Raw genomic sequence first — 18,918 nt, 5'->3', positions numbered from 1 at the left:
CCGGATCAGGCCCGCATCGCCAGCCGATGCCGCGACAGCTTGCGGTAGGATGACGGCGTCATCTTGTGCTTGCGCAGGAAGGCGCGGTTAAAGTTGGAGATGTTCATGTAGCCGACCTGGAAGCAGATATCGGTGATCGGGATCTCGGTGTCGGAAAGCAGCTTGCAGGCTTGCCAGAGCCTGAGCTTGGCCAGGTGGTCGCTGAAGCTGTTGCCTGTGTTCTTCTGGAAGAAGCGCGAGAATGTGCTTTCGCTCATCCCGGCCAGCTCCGCCACATCCGGCAGCTTCAGGTCCTCGGCGAAGTGCTGGAACAGATAGGTCAGCGTGCGCTGGATGATGTCGAGCGATTGGGCGTCGAGCAGCGGCGAGAAATCGGGCGACGACAACAGCTCGTATTCATCGGTGCTGGCCAAGAGGTCGACCAGCTCGAGGAACAGGCAGAGCCGTGGCAGCCCGTGCACCGTGCCCATCCGTTCCAGCAGCGCGGCGCCGTCGATTGCCGTCTGTCCGTGGAAGACCATGCCGCGCAGCGACCGCTCCAGGAACGGCTCCAACTCGCGCAGCTCCGGCAGCAGGCCCGCCGAGCCGCGCAGCCGCTGCGGATCGAACTGCAGCACGATATCGCGCCCTTCGATCAGCTCGCCGGGCTGCACGGCGGTCACCCAGTCATGCGGCAGGCCACCGCCGACGATCGCCAGGTAACCCGGCCCGAACTCGCCGATATGATCGCCCACCAGCGCCACGCCCGACGATTTCCTGAGCAAATGGATTTCGTATTCCGGATGGAAGTTCCAGACATTGCGTTCCCACGGATAGTCGTCCAGACGCCATAGGAAACTGTCGCTCGCTTCGGTGACGATATGCTCGAAGGAGGGCACGGTGCGCGGGATCGCGGCGGTATTTTTCCTTTGTCTGAACGTCATCCATTCCTCCCGTCCCGGAAACCCGTAGCAGGCTCCGTGCGGCAAGTGAACGAGGCGCCGGCGCCGCTGGCTCAATGGTTCGCCGCCCGTCCTCCCTTGCCTTCATGTCGCATTTCGTTCAATAGACGACGCAAACGGCGCCATATTGCGCCGTTTGTGTGCGGCTTCCGGGCTCTGTCCCGACGCGCCGTGGTCTGAAGAGCGGAAAATGTCTGCGATCGAAGCCGGCGCTCGCGCGCCGGAAAATCTTTGGCGTCAGGAAATCAGGGCGACGCTGGCGCTTGCCTGGCCGATGGTGCTGACCAATCTCGGCCAAACCGCCATGACCGCGACCGACGTCATGATGATGGGCCGGCTGGGGCCGGACACGCTGGCAGCCGGCGCGCTCGGCGCCAACCTCTATTTCATGCCGCTGATCTTCGGTCTCGGCCTGATGCTGGCGACCTCGCCGATGATGGCGACCGAGCTCGGTCGCCGCCGCCATTCGGTGCGCGACCTGCGCCGCACCGTGCGCCAGGGCCTGTGGCTGGCGATCCTGATCTCGATCCCGATCTGGGTCTTCCTCTGGCACGGCGAGAGCGTGCTTCTGGCCATGGGCCAGGAGCCCAGGCTGGCGCATCAGGCCGGCATCTATCTGCGCTGGCTGGAATGGGCGGTGCTGCCCTTCTACGGCTATATCGTGCTGCGTTCCTTCATCTCGGCGCTGGAGCGGCCGGGCTGGGCGCTGGTCATCGTCTTCGTCGCCGTCGCCTGCAACGCCTTCTTCAACTGGGTGTTCATGTTCGGCAATCTCGGCGTCGCGGCGATGGGCATTTCCGGCTCTGGCCTCGCCACGTCGCTGTCCAGCACGCTGATGTTCGCCGGTTTGGCGGCGGTGGTGATGCTCGAGCAGAAATTCCGCCGCTACCACCTGTTCGGCCGCTTCTGGCGCTCCGACTGGCCGCGCTTCAAGGGTCTGCTCAGGCTCGGCCTGCCGATCGCCGGCATCCTCGCTTTCGAGGTGACGATCTTCAACGCCGCGGCCCTGCTGATGGGTCTGATCGATGCGGACTCACTGGCCGCGCACGCCATCGCGATCCAGATCGCCTCGATCTCCTTCATGGTGCCGCTCGGCCTCAACCAGGCCGTCACGGTGCGCGTCGGCCTGGCTCATGGCGCCGGCAATCCGGAAGGCGTTTCCCGCGCCGGCTGGACGGCCTTTGTCATCGGCGTTTCCTTCATGGCGCTGATGGGGCTGGTGATGATCCTGTGGCCGCACCTCCTGATCAGCGCCTTCATCGATCTGACCGATCCGGCCAATGCCAGGGTGATCGCGCTTGCCGTCTCCTTCCTGGTCTTCGCCGCGCTATTCCAGATCTTCGACGGCGCGCAGGCGGTGACGGCCGGCATGCTGCGCGGCCTGCACGACACCAAGGTGCCGATGATCTATGCCGCGATCGGATATTGGGGCGTCGGCCTGCCGCTTGGCGTGCTGCTCGCCTTCGATTTCGGCTTCAACGGCGTCGGCATCTGGATCGGCCTGTCGTCTGGACTGGCGGTGGTGGCCGCACTTCTGCTGGCGCGCTGGCTGCGGCGCGACCGCATCACGCCGGCGCTGTCCTACGGGCATTGAGGAACGGCCACCGGGATCGATGGCCGTTGCGTTTCACGGGTATTCAGTTGCCGTCGGAAGACATGGCGCCGAGCAGCCTGCGGATGTCGCCGAACCTGGCGATCGAGCCGAACACCAGCGACGCCACCGCGACGAAGAACACGGACACCGCGGCCATCGTCGGCGTGTAGCCGTAGCGCAGCGCGTTGAAGATCTTGATCGGCAATGTCTCGGTGGTGAAGCCGATCGTCATGTAGGCAACGATATACTCGTTGAGCGACAGCACGAAGGCGAAGGCGTAGCCGGAGACGAGATAGGGCAGGATCAGCGGCAGCACCACCGTCTTCAGCACCTTGCGGTCGTCGGCGCCCATCGTCGCCGCCGCCTCGACCAGCGAGCGGTCGATCGAGGCGAAGCCCAGTGACAGCGTCACCAGCGGCAGCGTCACGAAGAAGATCGCGTGGCTGATGATGGCGGTGAAGAACTGGCCGAAAAGCCCGACCGTCGCCCAGAAGCTCAAGAAGCCGAGCGCCGTGATGACCGGCGGCAGGATGAAGGGCGCCAGCCCCAACACCTGGAAGATGTTCGCCCATGGCGCGATGCGCCGCCACAGGAACCAGGCAAGCGGCAGCGCGATGGCCACCGCGATCGCCGCCGAGCAGACGGCGAGCGTCACCGAATGGATCAGCGCCAGCCGCCATTCCGGATCGGTGAAGATCTGCGCGTACCAGGCAGCCGAGAAGCCGACCGGCGGGAAGGTCAGCTCCTGGCGCGAATTGACCGAGACACCGGCAACGACGATGAGGGGCGCCGCCAGGAACAGCGCGATGACGGTGAAGTAGAGACGGCGAAGCCAGGTTGCGGTCATAGCGCGTTCTCCCTGCGTCCGACGAGCAGTGTCATGCCGACAAGCGCCAGCGAGATCAGTACCAGGAACACCGCCATCGCCGCCGCGAAGGGCATGTTGGACTGGTAGATCGCCTGGTCGGTGATCAGCACCGAAAGCGTCCAGTGTTGCGGCCGCCCGAGGATCTGCGGCAACAGATAGGAGCCGAGCGCGAAGACGAAGACCATGATCAGCGTCGCCACGATGGTGTTGCGGAGCGCCGGCGCGACGACGTTGAAGAAGGCCTTGACCGGCGAGGCGCCGAGCGTGCGCGCCGCCTCCAGCAGGGTCGGGTCGAGCCGGACGAGCGCTGGATAGAGCACCAGGATCGTGTAGGGCAGCGCCTGGTAGACCATGCCGGTCAGCACCGCGCCGAAAGTCGGCAGCAGCGCCACCGGCTTGTCCATCAGCCCGATCGCCACGAACAGGTTGGTGATGCCCGCCGTGTGCGAGAACAGCGTCGACCAGGCAAAGCCGATGATGACTTCCGACAGCGACAGCACCGACAGCAGGCCGACCAGCCACAGCGTCTGCACGCGGCGCGGCCGCCTGGTTAGGAGGTAGGTGAAAGGGAAGCCAATCGCCACGCAGCAGACGGCGACCAGCACCGCCAGCATCAGCGAAAAGCCGAGCACGCCGCCGAAGAAGACCGACAGGAAGCGCGCGTAATTGTCGATGACGAAATCCGGTGTGTAGAAGCCGGACGGATTGCGCTTGAAGAAGCTCACCGCGATCATCGTCGAGAATGGCACGACAAAGAAGATGATGAGCATCAGGCCCGGAAAGAAGAGCGGCGTGTAGTCGGCTACCGACTTGGGAGCTTCGCGTCTCATGAGCCGAGCACCACGCAGCTTTCCGGCGGCAGCACGACGCCGACCTTGGCGCCAACCGGCGCGTCGTGCCGCTCGCGCGGCGTCGTCACCGCGACGATGCTGGTTCCGCCCACCTCGATGAAGGTCTCGATTGTGCCGCCGAGGTCGCGCACGAAGCTCACCTCGCCGGTGAGGCCGGCACCGCCAGGGTCGCCAAGATGCACGTCCTCGGGACGGATCGACACAGAAGCTTTGCGCAACCCCGCCGGCATGGCGAGGCCCGGAATGGCGGTGCCGAGGATGGTGGTGCGCCCGGCGCTGTCGACCTCGACCGGCAACAGGTTGGTGATGCCGATGAAGTCGGCGACGAAGGCGTCGGCCGGCTTGCGGTAGATCTCGATTGGCGGCGCCGCCTGCAATATCTTGCCGTGGCCCATGACGACGACCAGATCGGCCATGGTCATCGCCTCGCGCTGGTCGTGGGTGACGACGATGGTGGTGATACCGAGCCGCTGCTGCAGCTGGCGCAGTTCCACCTGCATCGCCTCGCGTAATTTGGCGTCTAGCGCCGACAGCGGCTCGTCGAGCAGGAACAGTTTCGGCGACAGGGCGAGCGCGCGGGCAATCGCCACGCGCTGGCGCTGGCCGCCCGAAAGCTTGGCAACGGGCCGGTCTGCGAAGCCCGCCAGATGGATCAGCGTCAGCAACTCGTCGACCCGCTTCTTCTGCTCTTCCCTGGAGGCGCCACGGATGCGCAGCGCATAAGAGATGTTGTCGCCGACCGACAGATGCGGAAACAGCGCCAGCGACTGGAACACCATGCCGAGATTGCGCTTGTGCGTCGGCAGCGGCGTGATGTCCTCGCCGTCGAGCACGATGGCGCCGCTGGTCGGTTCCTCCAGCCCGGCGATCATGCGCAGCAGCGTGGTCTTGCCGCAGCCCGACGGGCCGAGCAGGCACACGAAAGTGCCATGCGGCACGTTGAGCTGCACATTGTCGACGGCGGCGAAATTGCCGAATTTCTTGGTGATGGCGTTGATGTTCAATCCGGACATGCTCACCCCTCTCTCAGGATATTGCACCGCAAGGGCCGCCGGGCAGATGTCCGGCGGCCGGTTTCATGCCAGTGCTCAGCCGACGATCAACTCGGTCCACTTCTGGTTGATCCAGTCGGCCTTCGACGTATAGAGGTCGTAGCGCGGGATGATCGGCTCGATGTCCGACGACACAGCGGCGAACTCTTCCGGCTTGAGGTCGAGCACCTCCTTCTTCAGCGTCGGCGTGGTGCCGACCTTGCGCGACATGACGCCCTGCATCGAAGGCTGGCTCATGAAGTCGATGAAGGCGTGCGCCTCCTCGACCTTGGTCGAGGCGCGCGACAGCACCCAGTTGCCGGAATCCTGGATGCCGCCTTCCTTCGGGAAGGTCGAACGGACATGGAAGCCGTCGGCGGCCGCAAGCCCGGTGACGTCGTGGTAGTACTGGCCCATCGGGATCTCGCCCGACTTCAGCGCTTGCTCGAACTGCGCCTCGTCGCGATACCAGAGGCGCACGTTCGGCTTGACCTCGGCCAGTTTCTCGAACGCCTTGTTCAGCCCGTCCTCGGTGTCGAGCGCGTTGGTGCCGCCCATGAAGGTCTTGGCCGTCACTTCGAGCAGGAACGAGTTGGAGGCGAGCGCCAGCAGGCCGAGTTTGTCCTCGTTGGCCTTGTCCCAGAGTGCCGCCCACGACGTCGGCGCGTCCTTGTAGACGTCGGTGTTGGTGACCAGCGTGATCCACCAGGCGACGGCACCGATGCCGGCGACGCGGCCGTCCGGATATTTGTTGATGAAGCGGGGCAGCAGCTGGTCGTAATGCTTGACCTTCGAGGTGTCGAGCGGCGTCCACAATTCGGTCGACTGGCCCTTCAGCGTCGAGGTCTGCGACATCATCGAAAGGTCGGCCGGCGCCTGCCCGGCCTTGGCCGCCTGTTCGAGCTGCACCAGCCAGGCCTCGCCGGTCGGTTCGGCGACCGATTCCACCGCGATGCCGGTTGCCTTGGTGAATTCCGGGAAGACATGCTCGTCGAACGATTTCTTGAAGTAGCCGCCATAGACGCCGACCTTCAGCGACTTGTCCTGCGCCCGCAGCACCGCGGGCATGGCGAGCACGCCGGCGGCGGCGAAGCCGGCGCCAAGCACGCCGCGCCGGGTGATGGGTGTTGCGATCAGTCTGTTCATTTCAATTCTCCTCTGTTGTGCCGGTTGTCCGGCGGGTTCCCTTGGTTGCGTTTCTCCGCCGTCAGGCGGATCAGTGTGCCGCCGCTCGTTGCTCGAGCGCGCGCGCGTATTGCGTCAGTGGAAAGCACATGACGAAGAAGATCAGCGCCACCAGTCCGTAGACGGTGAACGGTTCGAAGGTCGCGTTGTTGATGGCGTTGGAGGTCCTGACCAGTTCCTCGAAGCCGATGATCGAGGTCAGCGCCGTCGACTTGATCAGCTGCACCAGGAAGCCGACGGTCGGCGCGCGGGTGATCGAGAACGCCTGCGGCAGGATGATCAGCCTGAGTTCCTGCAGGTAGTGCAGCCCGAGGCTGGCGCCGGCGTCCCACTGGCCGCGCGGCAGCGCGTCGACGCCGCTTCGCCAGATCTCGGCCAGATAGGCGCTGGCGAAGAAGGTGAGGCCGAGCGCCGCCGCCGTCCATGGCTCGATGCGCAGCCCGAGCATCGGCAGACCAAAGAACATCAGGAAGAGTTGCATCAAGAGCGGCGTTCCCTGGAACAGCGCGATGTAGCCGGAGGCAATCCGCCGGGTCCATTTGGTCTTGGCGATGCGCAAGAACAGTACGGCCAGGCCGACCAGCGCGCCGCCGACGAAGGCGGCGAGCGACAACAGCACCGTCCAGCGCGCGGCGAGCAGCAGGTTGCGCAATATGTCCCAGAAAGTGAACTCGATCATGACACGCCGGCCCCCAGGACGCGGCGTCCGCCGCCGACCAGCAACCGGCGCAGCCCCATCGACAGGCCGAGATAGACCAGCGTCACCACGAAATAGGTCTCGAAGGCGCGGAAGGTGCGCGCCTGCAGCATGTCGGCCTCGTAAGTCAGTTCCCGCACCGCGATCTGCGACACGACGGCCGACTCCAGCATCATGATGACGATCTGGCTGGTCAGCGCCGGGTAGATCACCTTCAGCGCCTGCGGCAGCACGATCTTGACGAACACCAGGCGCGGCCTGAGCCCAAGCGCCAGTGCGGCTTCCGTCTGCCCGCGCGGCACCGCGTCCAGTCCGGCGCCGACGATCTCGATCGTATAGGCCGCCATGTTGAGCGTCATCGCCAGCATGGCGGCCAGGATCGGATCGAGTCTAATGCCGAGGCTGGGCAGGCCGAAGAAGATGAAGAACAGCTGCACCAGGAACGGCGTGTTGCGCATTACCTCGACATAGGTCGCGATCGCCAGCCGCAGCGGCTTTGGGCCGCTTCTTTTGCCGGCGGCCCCCAGGATGCTGAGGAACGTTCCCGCCAGCGTGGTGACGGCGATCAGCAGGATCGTCGTCGCCGCGCCGCGCGCGATCGCGCCCGCCGCACCCGTAAGCCAGCCGAAGTCGAGGCTGTAGCCCATGGCAAAACGCCCTGTTGCTCCAAAGCATGATCCCGAACCCTCGGTTCAGAAAGATCATGCTCAAACAAAGATTGAGCCCATCCCGATTCGATCGGGATGGGCTCGCGATCAGTCCTTGAGGTTGTCGGGGTTGAGCGGCGTCTTCAGCCAGGCCTTCGAGCTCTCGTCCAGCTTGCCTTCGGCCAGCATCTTGGCGACCGCGTCGTTGATCGCCTTCTTCAGTCGGTCCTCGTTCTTGTTGAGGCCGATATGCGAGGGCGAGGTCAGCAGCTGGAACTTCTGCTCCGGCTGCAACGCATCCTGCTTGGCCAGCACCTGGGCGCCGACATCGTTGCCCACAACCATCAGCTGGGTCTGGCCGGAGATGAAGGCCTGGATGACGGAGTTGTAGTTGTCGAAGCGGCGGATGTCGGCGGAAGCCGGCGCCGCTTCGGTCAGCGAGGTGTCCTCCAGCGTGCCGCGATTGACGGCGATCGACTTGTCGGCAAGGTCTTCCTTGCCTTTGACCGACAGCGCGGCCGGGCCGATGACGGCGATATAGTAGGGCGCGTAGGCGGCGGCGAAATCGATCACCTCGGCGCGTTCTTTCGAGTAGCCGACGCTCATCAGGAAGTCGACGCGTTTGTCGGTGAGATAGGGAATGCGGTTCTGGCCGGTGACGCTGACCAGGTTCAGCTTCACCTTCAGGGAGTCGGCGATCGCCTGCGCCACGTCGATGTCGTAGCCCTTGATGCTCATGTCGGCGCTGGCCGAGGAGAAGGGCGGAAAGTCGGAGAAGATGCCGACATTGACGGTGCCGGCCTTGGTGATGTCGTCGATGGCATCGGCCCTGGCGGCCTGGGAGGACAGGCCGGCGGCGCCGAGCATCAACATTGCCGTGGTGGCGGATTTCAGCGTGTTGCGAAGTGTCATTTTAGTTCCCCTGCTGGAAGCTTGTTGTTGAGTCCGGCCGCCGGCTCCAGCGCGGCGGCCGTATTGGCTTGGCGTCGCCTCAGCCTTTCTTGATGGCCGGGCTGAACACCATCAGGCTCAGGATCTCGAACAGGACCTGGGCGCCGACATGGGCGGTGTTGGTGGTCGCGTCGTACTGCGGCGCCACCTCGACGACGTCGCCGCCGACGATGTTGAGGCCCTTGAGGCCGCGCAGCAGTTCGAGCACCTCGCGCGTCGTCAGCCCGCCGACTTCCGGCGTGCCGGTGCCCGGCGCGAAGGCCGGATCGACGCTGTCGACGTCGAAGGAGACGTAGGTCGGCCCGTCGCCAACGACCTTGCGCGCCTTCTCGATGATGGCGGGAATGCCGAGGCCGGTCACCTCCTCGGCGTGCACGACGGTCATGCCGGACTCATAGGAGAACTCCCACAGATATTCGGCCGCGCCGCGAATGCCGATCTGGATGGTGCGCGACGGATCGAGCACGCCGTCCAGCACCGCGTTGCGGAACGGTCCGCCGTGGTGGAATTTAGTCAGGTCGAACAGGCCACTGGTATCGCAGTGGGCGTCGATATGGATCATGCCGACCGGCGCCTTCTTGCCGACCGCCTTCAGGATCGGATGGCTGATCGAGTGATCGCCGCCGACCGACAGCGGGATGACGCCGGCATCGACGATCTGGTTGGCGCGGCGCTCGATGTCCTCATGGCTGGTCTCCAGCCGGTAGCGGCTCTGGAACGGCACGTCGCCGATGTCGGCGACGCGAAGTTCGTGCGTCGGCGCGCATTCCAGCACATGGTTGTAGGGGCCGATGCGTTCGATGGCGCGCAGCGCCCGCGGCCCGAAGCGCGAGCCCGGCCGGTTGGTGACGCCGAGGTCCATCGGCACGCCGATCATCGCCACCTGCAGGTCGCCGAAATCCGGATTGTCGGCGGTCACCTGGCGGTAGGGCGCGGCAAGGAAGGTCGGGATGCCGGAATAGGGCGCCAGTCTCGTGCCTGACTTGGAGAAGATCTTGTCGGCGACCTTGCGGAACTTCGGATCGAACATCTCGCCGCCATGGCCCTCGCCATACTTGCGACGCAACGCTTCGAGCTTGCCGCGATCGTAACCCATGTCGGTCTCCTCCGTCTGGCTGGCAATGAAAGCTTCGGCAACGCCTATGATGCTGACCGCCATTCAGCCGGACCGCGGTCCCGCCCTGGCTGCCTGCAGATTTTCACGTCTTGAAGATGCTCCGGCACAAAGTCTCCGGCAGCTCCATTGAAAAATCAATTGATATTGTTAGGGTGTTTCTTGTGAGAAAATCTCACAGTGCACAGGTGCACCATGGCCAAGCGTCTGCCCCCCTTGAATCCGCTGCGCGCCTTCGAGGCGACGGCGCGCCACGCCTCGCTGACCAAGGCGGCGGCGGAGCTGAATGTCACACACGGCGCCGTCAGCCACCAGATCAAGGCGCTCGAGCAGTCGCTTGGCGTCAAGCTGCTGGAGCGCGCTGGCCAGCGGGTGAGGTTGACGCCGCACGGCGCCGAGCTTTTGCCGGCGGTATCGACTGCCTTCGACGGCATTGCCGCCGCCACCCAGCGCATGACGAGGCCTGCCAGTGCCGGCAAGCTCTCCATATCCTGCGTTCCGGCGCTGCTGCTGCTGTGGATGGCGCCGCGGCTGGGCTCGTTCACCGCGCAATATCCGGACATCCAGCTCACCTTGCTTCCCTCCAACGACGCCAGGGACATCCGCGCCCCGCACATCGATGTCTGCGTGCACTATGGCGACGGCAGCTGGAGCGACTGCTGGATGCGCAAGTGGTCCGGCCTCGAACTGTTCCCGGTGGTCAGCCCGACGCTGATCAACAACCGCCCGATCCGCACCGTGCGCGATCTCGCCGATCATGTCTTCCTGCATGGCGACGACGGCCGTGAATGGCACACCTGGCTGGCCGCCGCGGATGCGCTCGATCTGGAGCGCGGCCGCCGCCACCATCTCGGTGACGCGCGCGTGGCGATCGAGGCCGCCGTTCACGGCCATGGCGTGGCGCTCGGCGATACGGTGACCGCAAGCGGGCTGCTGGCCAGGGGCCTGCTGGTTGCGCCGTTCAGCCTGTCGGTGCCGGCGGTCGACGATTTCTACGTCGTGTGCCGAAACGAGATGAAGTCGGCGCCGATCGTCCAGCTGTTCATCGACTGGCTGTTTGCCGAGAAGGAACAGGCTGACAGCCGCGCCGACGCGCCGGTCGCGGGGCGCATCGGCAGCCGCAGGAAACGCCCGGCACTGAGGGTGATCGGCGCCAGGACGGGGGCCTGACGGCTGGACCGTGACGGCTTCCTTTTTGTCGGGCCAGCCCGCAAAGCGGGAGGCGTTCCCGAAAATTCAATGCTAAGAGGCTTTGGCTAAGGCAATCCCTGGAAAGTGCGTAGCGCTTTTCCGTCCGGGATTGCGCAGACAAACGCTAGAGTGAGCAGCGAAGGCGGTAGGACGACATGGCAAAGACCGATATTGCGCGGCGCGTCTACAACCATACCTGGAAGCTGGACCCGATCGTCCGCAGCCTGCTCGATACCGATTTCTACAAGCTGCTGATGCTTCAGATGATCTGGGGCATGTACCCCAAGGTCGACGCCACCTTCTCGCTGATCAACCGCACCACCTCGGTTCGCCTCGCCGACGAGATCGACGAGCAGGAGTTGCGCGACCAGCTCGACCATGCCCGCACCCTGCGCTTCTCCAAGAAGGAGATGATCTGGCTGGGCGGCAACACCTTCTATGGCCGCAAGCAGATCTTTGAGCCGGAGTTCCTCGCCTGGCTGGAGGATTTCCAGTTGCCCGAATACGAGCTGTCCAAGCGCGACGGCCAGTACCAGCTCTCCTTCGCTGGCCCCTGGATGTACACGACGCTGTGGGAGATCCCGGCGCTGGCTATCATCAATGAGCTCCGTTCCCGCGCGGCCATGCGCGCCTTCGGCCCCTTCGCGCTCGACGTGCTCTATGCCCGCGCCAAGGCCAAGATGTGGGCCAAGACCGAGCGGCTGAAGGCACTGCCGGGCATCCGCATTTCCGATTTCGGTACCCGTCGCCGCCACTCCTTCCTGTGGCAGCGCTGGTGCGTCGAGGCGCTCAAGGAAGGCATCGGCGAGGCCTTCACCGGCACCTCCAACGTGCTGCTCGCGATGGACAACGACCTGGAAGCGCTCGGCACCAACGCGCATGAACTGCCGATGGTGTTTGCCGCCCTTGCCAATTCTGAAGGCGAGCTCAAGCAGTCGCCCTACAAGGTGCTGCAGGACTGGCAGCGCTATTATGGCGGCAATTTGCTGATCGTGCTGCCCGACACCTTCGGCACGGCTGCCTTCCTGCGCGATGCGCCGGACTGGATCGCCGACTGGACCGGGTTCCGTCCCGACAGCGCGCCGCCGATCGAGGGTGGCGAGAAGATCCTGTCCTGGTGGCGCGAGAAGGGCAAGGACCCCAGGCAGAAGCTGTTGATCTTCTCCGACGGGCTCGAGGTCGAGACGATCGAGGAGACCTACCGCCACTTCCGCGGCAAGGTGCGCATGTCCTTCGGCTGGGGCACCAACCTCACCAACGATTTCGAGGGCTGCGCGCCGACCGAGACCAACCGGCTCGACGCCATATCGCTGGTCTGCAAGGTCAGCGACGACTGCGGTCAGCTCCGACAATCCGCCAAGGCCACCGGGATGAGAAGGAGATCAAGCGGTATCTGAGGATATTCGGCGAGAAGGACCGGGTGAGGCAACTGGTCAAGGTGTGAGGGTGGCGGGTGCTTCCCGTACCGCCATGCGAGACGGCAGAGTTGGATAGGCCGAGTTCCTTCGCGCCCCCCGTAGGGCGCCAACCTTCGCGATTGGCTCTCGCAGCCGCCTTCACACCGTTCCTCCCCACTTCCGCCTTCGCCCACGCCTCCGACCGTGGCCATGTCCTTCTCCTCCCCACCGGCTACTATGTCGCCGGCGGCGCGCTTGCCGTTGCCGCCAGCTTTCTCGTCCTGGCGCTGCTGCCGCCCGATGCCCTCGACCGCTTCTGGCGCCGCCGCCTGCCGCTCTTTGCCTTTGGCGACGGCACGCGCGCGATCGTCAGCCTGATATCTTTTGCCGGCTTCGCAATCCTCCTTGCCGCCGGCCTGTTCGGCAGCCGCGATCCATTGTCCAACCCGCTGCCGCTCGTCATATGGACGCTGCTCTGGGTCGGCCTGGCCCTGCTGCATGGGCTCCTCGGCGACCTCTGGTCGTGGCTCGACCCCTGGTACGGGCCGTGGCGCGTCGTCAGCCGCCTGATTGGCCGCGACGGCGAAGAAGAGCGCCTGCCCGCATGGCTCGGCAGCTGGCCGGCCGTCGCGCTGTTCTTCGCCTTCGCCTGGTTCGAGCTGATCGACCCGGCGCCCGACGACCCGGCCCGGCTGGCATACGCCGCCGGCCTCTACTGGCTGCTGAGCTTCGTGCTGATGCTTGTCTTCGGCCATCGCGACTGGAGCCGGCGCGGCGAGTTCCTGAGCGTGTTCTTCAGCATGGTCGCGCGCTTTGCTGTTGTGGAGCGCGACGGCAAGCGCAGGCTCAGTCTCTGCTGGCCAGGCGCGAAGCTGCTCTCCGCCGAGTCGCTGCCGACAAGCGGCATGGCCTTCCTGCTGCTGGCGCTGTCGTCGGTCTCCTTCGACGGACTGTCGAAAACCTTCTTCTGGCTCGGCCTGTTCGGCGTCAATCCGCTGGAGTTTCCCGGTCGCACCGCGCTGATCGGCATCGGCAGCTCTGGCCTTGTCTTGACCTTCGTCCTGCTGGCAGCGGTGTTCGTGCTTGCCGTCCATATCGGCCAGCGCCTTGCCGGCAGCGGCCATTCGCTGCGCCAAGCTGCCGGCCTGCTGGTCTGGTCGATCGTGCCGATCGCGCTCGCCTACCATTTCGCCCACTACCTGACGGCGCTGCTGGTCGACGGCCAGTATGCGCTGGCTGCTATGTCCGATCCGTTCGCGCTCGGCTGGAATCTGTTCGGTACCGCCGGCATGGAGGTCGAGGCCGGCGTGATCGCCGGCGCCGACTCGGCCTGGTGGCTCTGGAATCTCGAGGCCGGCGTCATCGTCCTTGGCCATGTGCTGGCCGTCCTTGTCGCCCATGGCCTGGCCTGGCGGCTGCATCCGGTCGCGGCGCGCGCGGCGCTCAGCCAGCTACCGCTTACCGTGCTGATGATTGCCTACACGGTCTTTGGCCTTTGGCTGCTTGCCACGCCGACCGCCGGGTAAAAAAGGCGGCCTCCGTGCCGACCGGGAAGTTCGCTTGCCAGGTCGAGGCTTTGGTGATTTAGTTTGTACACATGCAATTTTTGCCTCGTTACAGCCATTGGTCAAAACTCAAAAAACAGGGGAACTGCCGTGTCTGACAAGAATGGGTTTTTCGATCTTTCCAAGACCACTCTTTCGCGCCGCACTGCGCTGAAGGGCCTCGCCGCCGGCGCCGGCCTCGCCGTCGCGCCGGGCTTCGTCCGCTACAGCCAGGCGCAGAGCTCGGCGCCGATCAAGATCGGCTTCCAGTCGCACCGCACTGGCATCGGCGCCGCCTATGGCCGCTGGTACGAGAAGACGAGCGCCGCCGCGGTCAAGGCGATCAACGATGCCGGCGGCATCAATGGCCGCCAGGTCGAGCTGGTCATCGAGGATGACGGCACCGATCCCGCCCGCGGCGCCGAAGTGGTCGGCAAGTTCGCCACCCAGCACAAGACCGACATCGTCTTCGGCACCCTGTTCTCGCATGTCGTGATCGGTTCGGCGCCGGCCGCCGGCGAAAACAAGATCCCCTATTTCGTCGTCAGCGAAGGCCACCACGTCGCCTCGACCAAGCTCAACCGCTATGTCTTCCAGCCCGGCATCACCGATGTGAAGAGCCAGATCCAGTCGATGGCGCCGTGGATCGCCGCCAATGCCGGCAAGAAGGTGACGCAGATCTTCCCCGACTTCGCCTTCGGCTACGACCATCGCGACTATCTGCCGCCGGCGCTGAAGGCACAGGGCGCCGACGTCATCGCCCAGATCGCCATTCCGCCGACGGAGTCGTCATTCACCAAGTACTTCCCGCAGATTCCGGCCGAGACCGAGGTGATCTACCATGTCATGGTCGGCCCGGCCGTGCTCACCTTCGTCAAGGAGCTCGGCGAGTTCTACGGCTCGTCGCGGCCACAACTGTTCGGCTTCATGGATTCGCTCGAGGCCACCGACATCAACAGCCCCGGCCTCGAATTCCTCGACGGTAGCCATTTCTGGGAAGGTTCGCCGCGCTATGCGCAAGCCGACGATTCCGCCGCCCAGAAGGCCTATCGCGCCGCTGTCGGCATCGACGACAATGGCGCCGCCGTCGGCGATCCCAAGGACGTCTCTACCGCCTCGCACATGTTCGGCTGCTGGGAAACGCTCTATGTCGTCAAGAAGGCGATGGAGGATGCCGGCTACAAAGGGCCTGAGGATCGCGCCAAGCTGGTCGAGGCGACCGAGGCGCTGAAGGAATTCGCCGAAGGGCCGGAGCATCCGCAGGGGCCAAAGACCTTCAATGGCAAGATCCACCAGTGCTTCGGCATCCAGAACATCTCCAAGGTCGAGAGTGGCAAGCTCAAGGTCGTCCACAAGACCAAGATCGAGGACGGCCTCTACGAGCCGGAAGGGGATTACACGACGCAGGCGCTGTGAACTTAGCTCCAGCAGCGTGAGCGCCAAGCCACCCCCCTCTGTCCTGCCGGCCATCTTCCCCTCAAGCGGGGAGATCGGATTTCACGGCGGGTTTCGCCAATTACCAACGATGGTAGAAAAGCGCCGTCGCAGGTCCTGCCAATCTCCCCGCTTGAGGGGGAGATGCCCGGCAGGGCAGAGGGGGTGCCTGGCGCATCCGCTGGCAAATAAACAATGCACTTCGGACCCCATCTCCTCCTCGCCGCCCTCGAAGGCCTCGTCACCTCCGCCGTGCTGGCGTTGACAGCGCTTGGCCTGTCGCTGGTGTTCGGCGTGATGCGCGTCGTCAACGTCGCCCATGGCGAGTTCTTCATGCTCGGCGCGGTGCTGGCCTGGGCGATCTCGACTGCGATCTCGGGCCATCCGGCACTCGGCTTCGTCGCCGCGCTGGCAATTGCACCGCTCATCGTCGGCGCGGTTGCGTTGCTCGCGGAGCGGCTGGTGCTGCGCCGGCTCAATTACAATCCGGAAGCCACCATCGTCGCCACCATCGGCATGCTCTACATCATCCAGCAATTGGCGCTGAGCTTCTACGGCCCCGAGGCGCTCCCGGTCGAGCCACCCTTCAGCTACCGCATCCTGCTGCCTTGGTTCGGCTACTCCGGCTACAAGCTGTCGGTGGTCGCGGCCTCCGCGCTGCTGCTCGTCGCGACCTGGCTGGTGCTGACACGGACCAAGGTTGGGCTCTTGATGCGCGCCACCCAGTATGACAGCGAGACCGCGCAGGCCTTCGGCATTCCGGTCGACCGGGTCTATGGCGGCGTCTTCGCGTTCGGCGCCATGCTGGCGGCAATAGCCGCGGTGCTGATCGTGCCGATCAGCCAGGCGCATTATCTGATGGGGCAGGATCCGCTGCTGCTCTCCTTCATCGTCGTCATCATCGGCGGCCTCGGCTCGCTGCGCGGCACCCTCGTCGCCGCCGTGCTGATCGGCCTGTCGGATGGCATCATCTCGATGTTCTTCTCGCCGACGCTGGCCAAGATCATCGCCACGCTTGTCGTTGCCATGGTGCTGGTGTTCCGGCCGCAAGGCCTGTTCGGGACGGCGTCGCGATGACGGAAGCTTCGCCGGCAAGGGCCTATGCGCTGCATCTCGGCGTCATCGCCCTGCTCTTCGCGCTGAGCTTCGCCCTGCCGGACTATCACCACGGCCTCATTGCCCGCATCATGGTGCTGGCGGTCTTCGCCATGGGCTACAATCTGCTGTTCGGCTATGTCGGCCTGCTCAGCCTCGGCCATGCCATGTTCTTCGCCGCCGGCCTCTACGGCGCGGGCTTAAGCGTCTATCATCTCGGCTGGAGCGTGCCGGCCGCCTTCCTCGCCGGCATCGCCTGCGGCGCGCTGCTGGCCCTGGCGATCGGCGTGCTGGCGCTGCGCACTTCGGGTGTGGCGTTCATGATCGTCACCATGATGTTCGCGCAGGTGTTTTCGCTGCTCATCCTCTATTTCGCCGTCTGGACCGGCGGCGACCAGGGCCTGGTCGTGCAGCAAGCGGCGCGGGTGCTGACCCTCGGCGGCACGACGCTCGACCTCACCAACCCGACCGTGCGCTACATGAGCGCGCTGGCCCTGTTCTCCATCGTCCTGCTGGCGACGCTTGCCGTCATCCGCTCCCGCTATGGCCGCGTGCTGGTCGCCGTCCGCGAGAACGAGGAACGGACGAAAATGCTCGGCTACGACACCTTCTCCAACAAGCTCGCCGCCGTCGTCGTCTCCGGCACCATCTGCGCGGCCTCGGGCGCCGCCTATGCGCTTCTGTTCGGCTATGTCGGCTCCAGCTTCGCCTCGGTGCAGTATTCCATCCTGCCGCTGCTCTGGGTGCTGCTCGGCGGCGCCGCCACCGCGCTTGGCCCCCTCATCGGCACGCTGTTCATGTACTATGTCACCGACATCACCAGCGGCTTCACCTCGGCCTATCTGCTGATCGTCGGCGTCGCGCTCATCCTGCTGGTGCTGTTCTTCCCGAAGGGGATCATGGGCAGCATCCGCCAGCGCTGGCTCGGGTGGCTGCCATGATGCCGCTTCTGACAACCAAGGGCCTGTCCCGCAATTTCGGTGGCCTGCGCGCCGTCGACAATGTCGACTTCGCGCTGATGCCGGGCGAGATCCGCGCCGTCATCGGTCCCAACGGCGCCGGCAAGACTACCTTCGTCAGCCTGGTCAGCGGCCGCATCCCTCCTTCATCCGGGATGATCGTCTTTGATGGCGCCGATATCACCAGCCTGCCGGCCCACAGACGGGTTCGCCTCGGCGTCGCCTACACCTTCCAGATTACCAGCGTCTTCGCCAATCTCTCCGCCTACGACAATGTCGCTTTGCCGGTGCAGCGTACGCTGACCGACGGACGTTCCAAGGGCGCGGTCAGGGCCGGCGTGATGGCCGCGCTCGAGCGCACCGGCCTTGCCGGTCGCGCCCATATGCCGGCGGGCCAGCTATCCTATGGCCACCAGCGGCTGCTCGAAGTGGCGATGGGTCTGGCGCTGAAGCCGCGCCTCTTGATCCTCGACGAACCGACGCAAGGGTTGGCCGACAGCGAGATCGACAATTTCATCGAGCTCGTGCGCGAGATCGCCAAAAGCGCCACCGTGCTCCTGATCGAGCACAACATGCCGGTCGTCATGCAGCTCGCCGACCGCATCACCGTCTTCAACGCCGGTCGTATCCTCGCCGAAGGCACGCCGGAACAGGTGCGCGGGAATCGCCAGGTGCAGGACGCCTATCTCGGGGCCGGCCATGACTGAGGCAGGCTCCAAGGCGCTGGCCATCTCCGGGCTCGACTGCTTCTACGGCGAGGTCCAGGTCCTCTACGGGCTCGACCTTGTTCTCAACAAGGGCGAGGTGCTTTGCCTGTTCGGCCGCAACGGCGCCGGCAAGACGACCACGCTGAAGGCGATCATGGGCCTGGTTCCGGCGGCGGCCGGCTCGATCAGACTCGACGGCACGGAGCTCACCGGCCTGGCGGCGCACGACGTGCCGAAGGCCGGCGTCGCCTATGTGCCGCAGGGCAGGCGATTGTTCGCCGAGATGACGGTGACGGAAAACATCGAAATCGGCCTGATGACGCGCGGCAAGGGCAAGGCCGTGCGGGAAAATGTCCTCGACCTTTTTCCATTGCTGCGCCAGCGTCTCAGGCAGCGCTCCGGCACGCTGTCCGGCGGCGAGCAGCAGATGCTGGCCATGGCGCGTGCGCTCTGCCTCGAACCGCAGGTGCTGCTGCTTGACGAGCCGACCGAAGGTCTGATGCCGTCGATGATCGCCAAGATCCGCGAGACGGTGGCCAAGCTGCGCGAGCGCGGCGTCTCCACCATTCTTGTCGAGCAGCGCGTCGATGCGGTTCTGTCGGTCGCCGACCGCGTCTGCTTTATCGAGAACGGCCGCAACCGCGAGACGGTTGATGTCGAGCAATTGCGCGCGGATCCGTCGGCGGTCAGGCGGTATGTCGGCGTCGGTTGA

The 18,918-nt window shown here is 65.0% G+C and carries 17 protein-coding genes and 1 pseudogene; 9 read left to right on the top strand and 9 right to left on the bottom strand.

The genetic code is table 11. The features are described from left to right. Window positions 1–5 precede the first annotated feature (5 nt). A complete protein-coding gene (locus EJ073_RS18525) occupies window positions 6–923 on the bottom strand; it encodes an AraC family transcriptional regulator (protein ID WP_126057028.1) in 918 nt (305 codons plus the stop codon). Window positions 924–1,131: 208 nt separating this feature from the next. Between EJ073_RS18525 and EJ073_RS18520 the strand changes: the two genes are divergently transcribed. Beyond that, a complete protein-coding gene (locus tag EJ073_RS18520; RefSeq protein WP_126057027.1) occupies window positions 1,132–2,535 on the top strand; it encodes an MATE family efflux transporter in 1,404 nt (467 codons plus the stop codon). Window positions 2,536–2,578: 43 nt separating this feature from the next. Here EJ073_RS18520 and EJ073_RS18515 read toward each other — a convergent pair whose 3' ends face one another. From EJ073_RS18515 to speB, 8 genes are all read right to left on the bottom strand, one after another. Further along, window positions 2,579–3,382, bottom strand: coding sequence for an ABC transporter permease (locus EJ073_RS18515; RefSeq protein ID WP_126057026.1), 804 nt, complete (start codon window positions 3,380–3,382; stop codon window positions 2,579–2,581). Beyond that, window positions 3,379–4,233 (bottom strand): ABC transporter permease, encoded by an 855-nt coding sequence (locus EJ073_RS18510; RefSeq protein ID WP_126057025.1) that lies wholly within the window; start codon window positions 4,231–4,233, stop codon window positions 3,379–3,381. The genes EJ073_RS18515 and EJ073_RS18510 overlap by 4 nt, the downstream gene beginning before the upstream one ends. Next, entirely contained in the window at window positions 4,230–5,267 is a 1,038-nt protein-coding gene (locus EJ073_RS18505) for an ABC transporter ATP-binding protein (protein ID WP_126057024.1), read from the bottom strand. Before EJ073_RS18505 ends, EJ073_RS18510 begins: the two co-directional genes overlap by 4 nt. Window positions 5,268–5,342: 75 nt before the next feature. Then, entirely contained in the window at window positions 5,343–6,431 is a 1,089-nt protein-coding gene (locus EJ073_RS18500) for an extracellular solute-binding protein (protein WP_126057023.1), read from the bottom strand. A 70-nt stretch (window positions 6,432–6,501) separates the two neighbouring features. Continuing rightward, window positions 6,502–7,149: an amino acid ABC transporter permease gene (locus EJ073_RS18495; protein WP_126057022.1), complete on the bottom strand. Its 648-nt coding sequence runs from the start codon at window positions 7,147–7,149 to the stop codon at window positions 6,502–6,504. After that, window positions 7,146–7,814: an amino acid ABC transporter permease gene (locus tag EJ073_RS18490; RefSeq protein WP_126057021.1), complete on the bottom strand. Its 669-nt coding sequence runs from the start codon at window positions 7,812–7,814 to the stop codon at window positions 7,146–7,148. Before EJ073_RS18490 ends, EJ073_RS18495 begins: the two co-directional genes overlap by 4 nt. A 108-nt stretch (window positions 7,815–7,922) precedes the next feature. Then, window positions 7,923–8,726: a transporter substrate-binding domain-containing protein gene (locus EJ073_RS18485; RefSeq protein ID WP_126057020.1), complete on the bottom strand. Its 804-nt coding sequence runs from the start codon at window positions 8,724–8,726 to the stop codon at window positions 7,923–7,925. Window positions 8,727–8,805: 79 nt separating this feature from the next. Continuing rightward, on the bottom strand, window positions 8,806–9,861 hold the full coding sequence (speB, locus tag EJ073_RS18480) for an agmatinase (RefSeq protein ID WP_126059271.1): 1,056 nt from the start codon (window positions 9,859–9,861) through the stop codon (window positions 8,806–8,808). Between the two features lie 213 nt (window positions 9,862–10,074). Here speB and gcvA point away from each other — a divergent pair, with 213 nt between their 5' ends. From gcvA to EJ073_RS18440, 8 genes and pseudogenes are all read left to right on the top strand, one after another. Next, the gene (gene gcvA / locus EJ073_RS18475; protein ID WP_126057019.1) at window positions 10,075–11,049 is read left to right on the top strand and encodes a transcriptional regulator GcvA; all 975 of its coding nucleotides are present in this window, start codon (window positions 10,075–10,077) and stop codon (window positions 11,047–11,049) included. Window positions 11,050–11,225: 176 nt separating this feature from the next. After that, window positions 11,226–12,514 (top strand): annotated as a pseudogene (locus EJ073_RS18470) (nicotinate phosphoribosyltransferase). A gap of 93 nt (window positions 12,515–12,607) precedes the next feature. Then, complete coding sequence (locus tag EJ073_RS18465) at window positions 12,608–13,993, top strand: hypothetical protein (protein ID WP_126057018.1); 1,386 nt, start codon at window positions 12,608–12,610, stop codon at window positions 13,991–13,993. Window positions 13,994–14,122: 129 nt separating this feature from the next. Beyond that, the gene (locus EJ073_RS18460) at window positions 14,123–15,427 is read left to right on the top strand and encodes an ABC transporter substrate-binding protein (RefSeq protein ID WP_126057017.1); all 1,305 of its coding nucleotides are present in this window, start codon (window positions 14,123–14,125) and stop codon (window positions 15,425–15,427) included. Window positions 15,428–15,640: 213 nt separating this feature from the next. Continuing rightward, complete coding sequence (locus tag EJ073_RS18455) at window positions 15,641–16,522, top strand: branched-chain amino acid ABC transporter permease (RefSeq protein ID WP_126057016.1); 882 nt, start codon at window positions 15,641–15,643, stop codon at window positions 16,520–16,522. Further along, a complete protein-coding gene (locus EJ073_RS18450) occupies window positions 16,519–17,481 on the top strand; it encodes a branched-chain amino acid ABC transporter permease (protein WP_126057015.1) in 963 nt (320 codons plus the stop codon). Before EJ073_RS18455 ends, EJ073_RS18450 begins: the two co-directional genes overlap by 4 nt. Further along, window positions 17,478–18,206 (top strand): ABC transporter ATP-binding protein, encoded by a 729-nt coding sequence (locus EJ073_RS18445; protein ID WP_126057014.1) that lies wholly within the window; start codon window positions 17,478–17,480, stop codon window positions 18,204–18,206. Before EJ073_RS18450 ends, EJ073_RS18445 begins: the two co-directional genes overlap by 4 nt. Beyond that, window positions 18,199–18,918, top strand: a complete 720-nt coding sequence (locus tag EJ073_RS18440) for an ABC transporter ATP-binding protein (protein ID WP_126057013.1) — start codon at window positions 18,199–18,201, stop codon at window positions 18,916–18,918. Before EJ073_RS18445 ends, EJ073_RS18440 begins: the two co-directional genes overlap by 8 nt.

The sequence above is a fragment of the Mesorhizobium sp. M4B.F.Ca.ET.058.02.1.1 genome (assembly GCF_003952505.1).
Lineage (GTDB): Bacteria > Pseudomonadota > Alphaproteobacteria > Rhizobiales > Rhizobiaceae > Mesorhizobium.
Note: the sequence above shows the minus strand (reverse complement) of the source record. Positions and strands in the feature narration are given on the sequence as shown.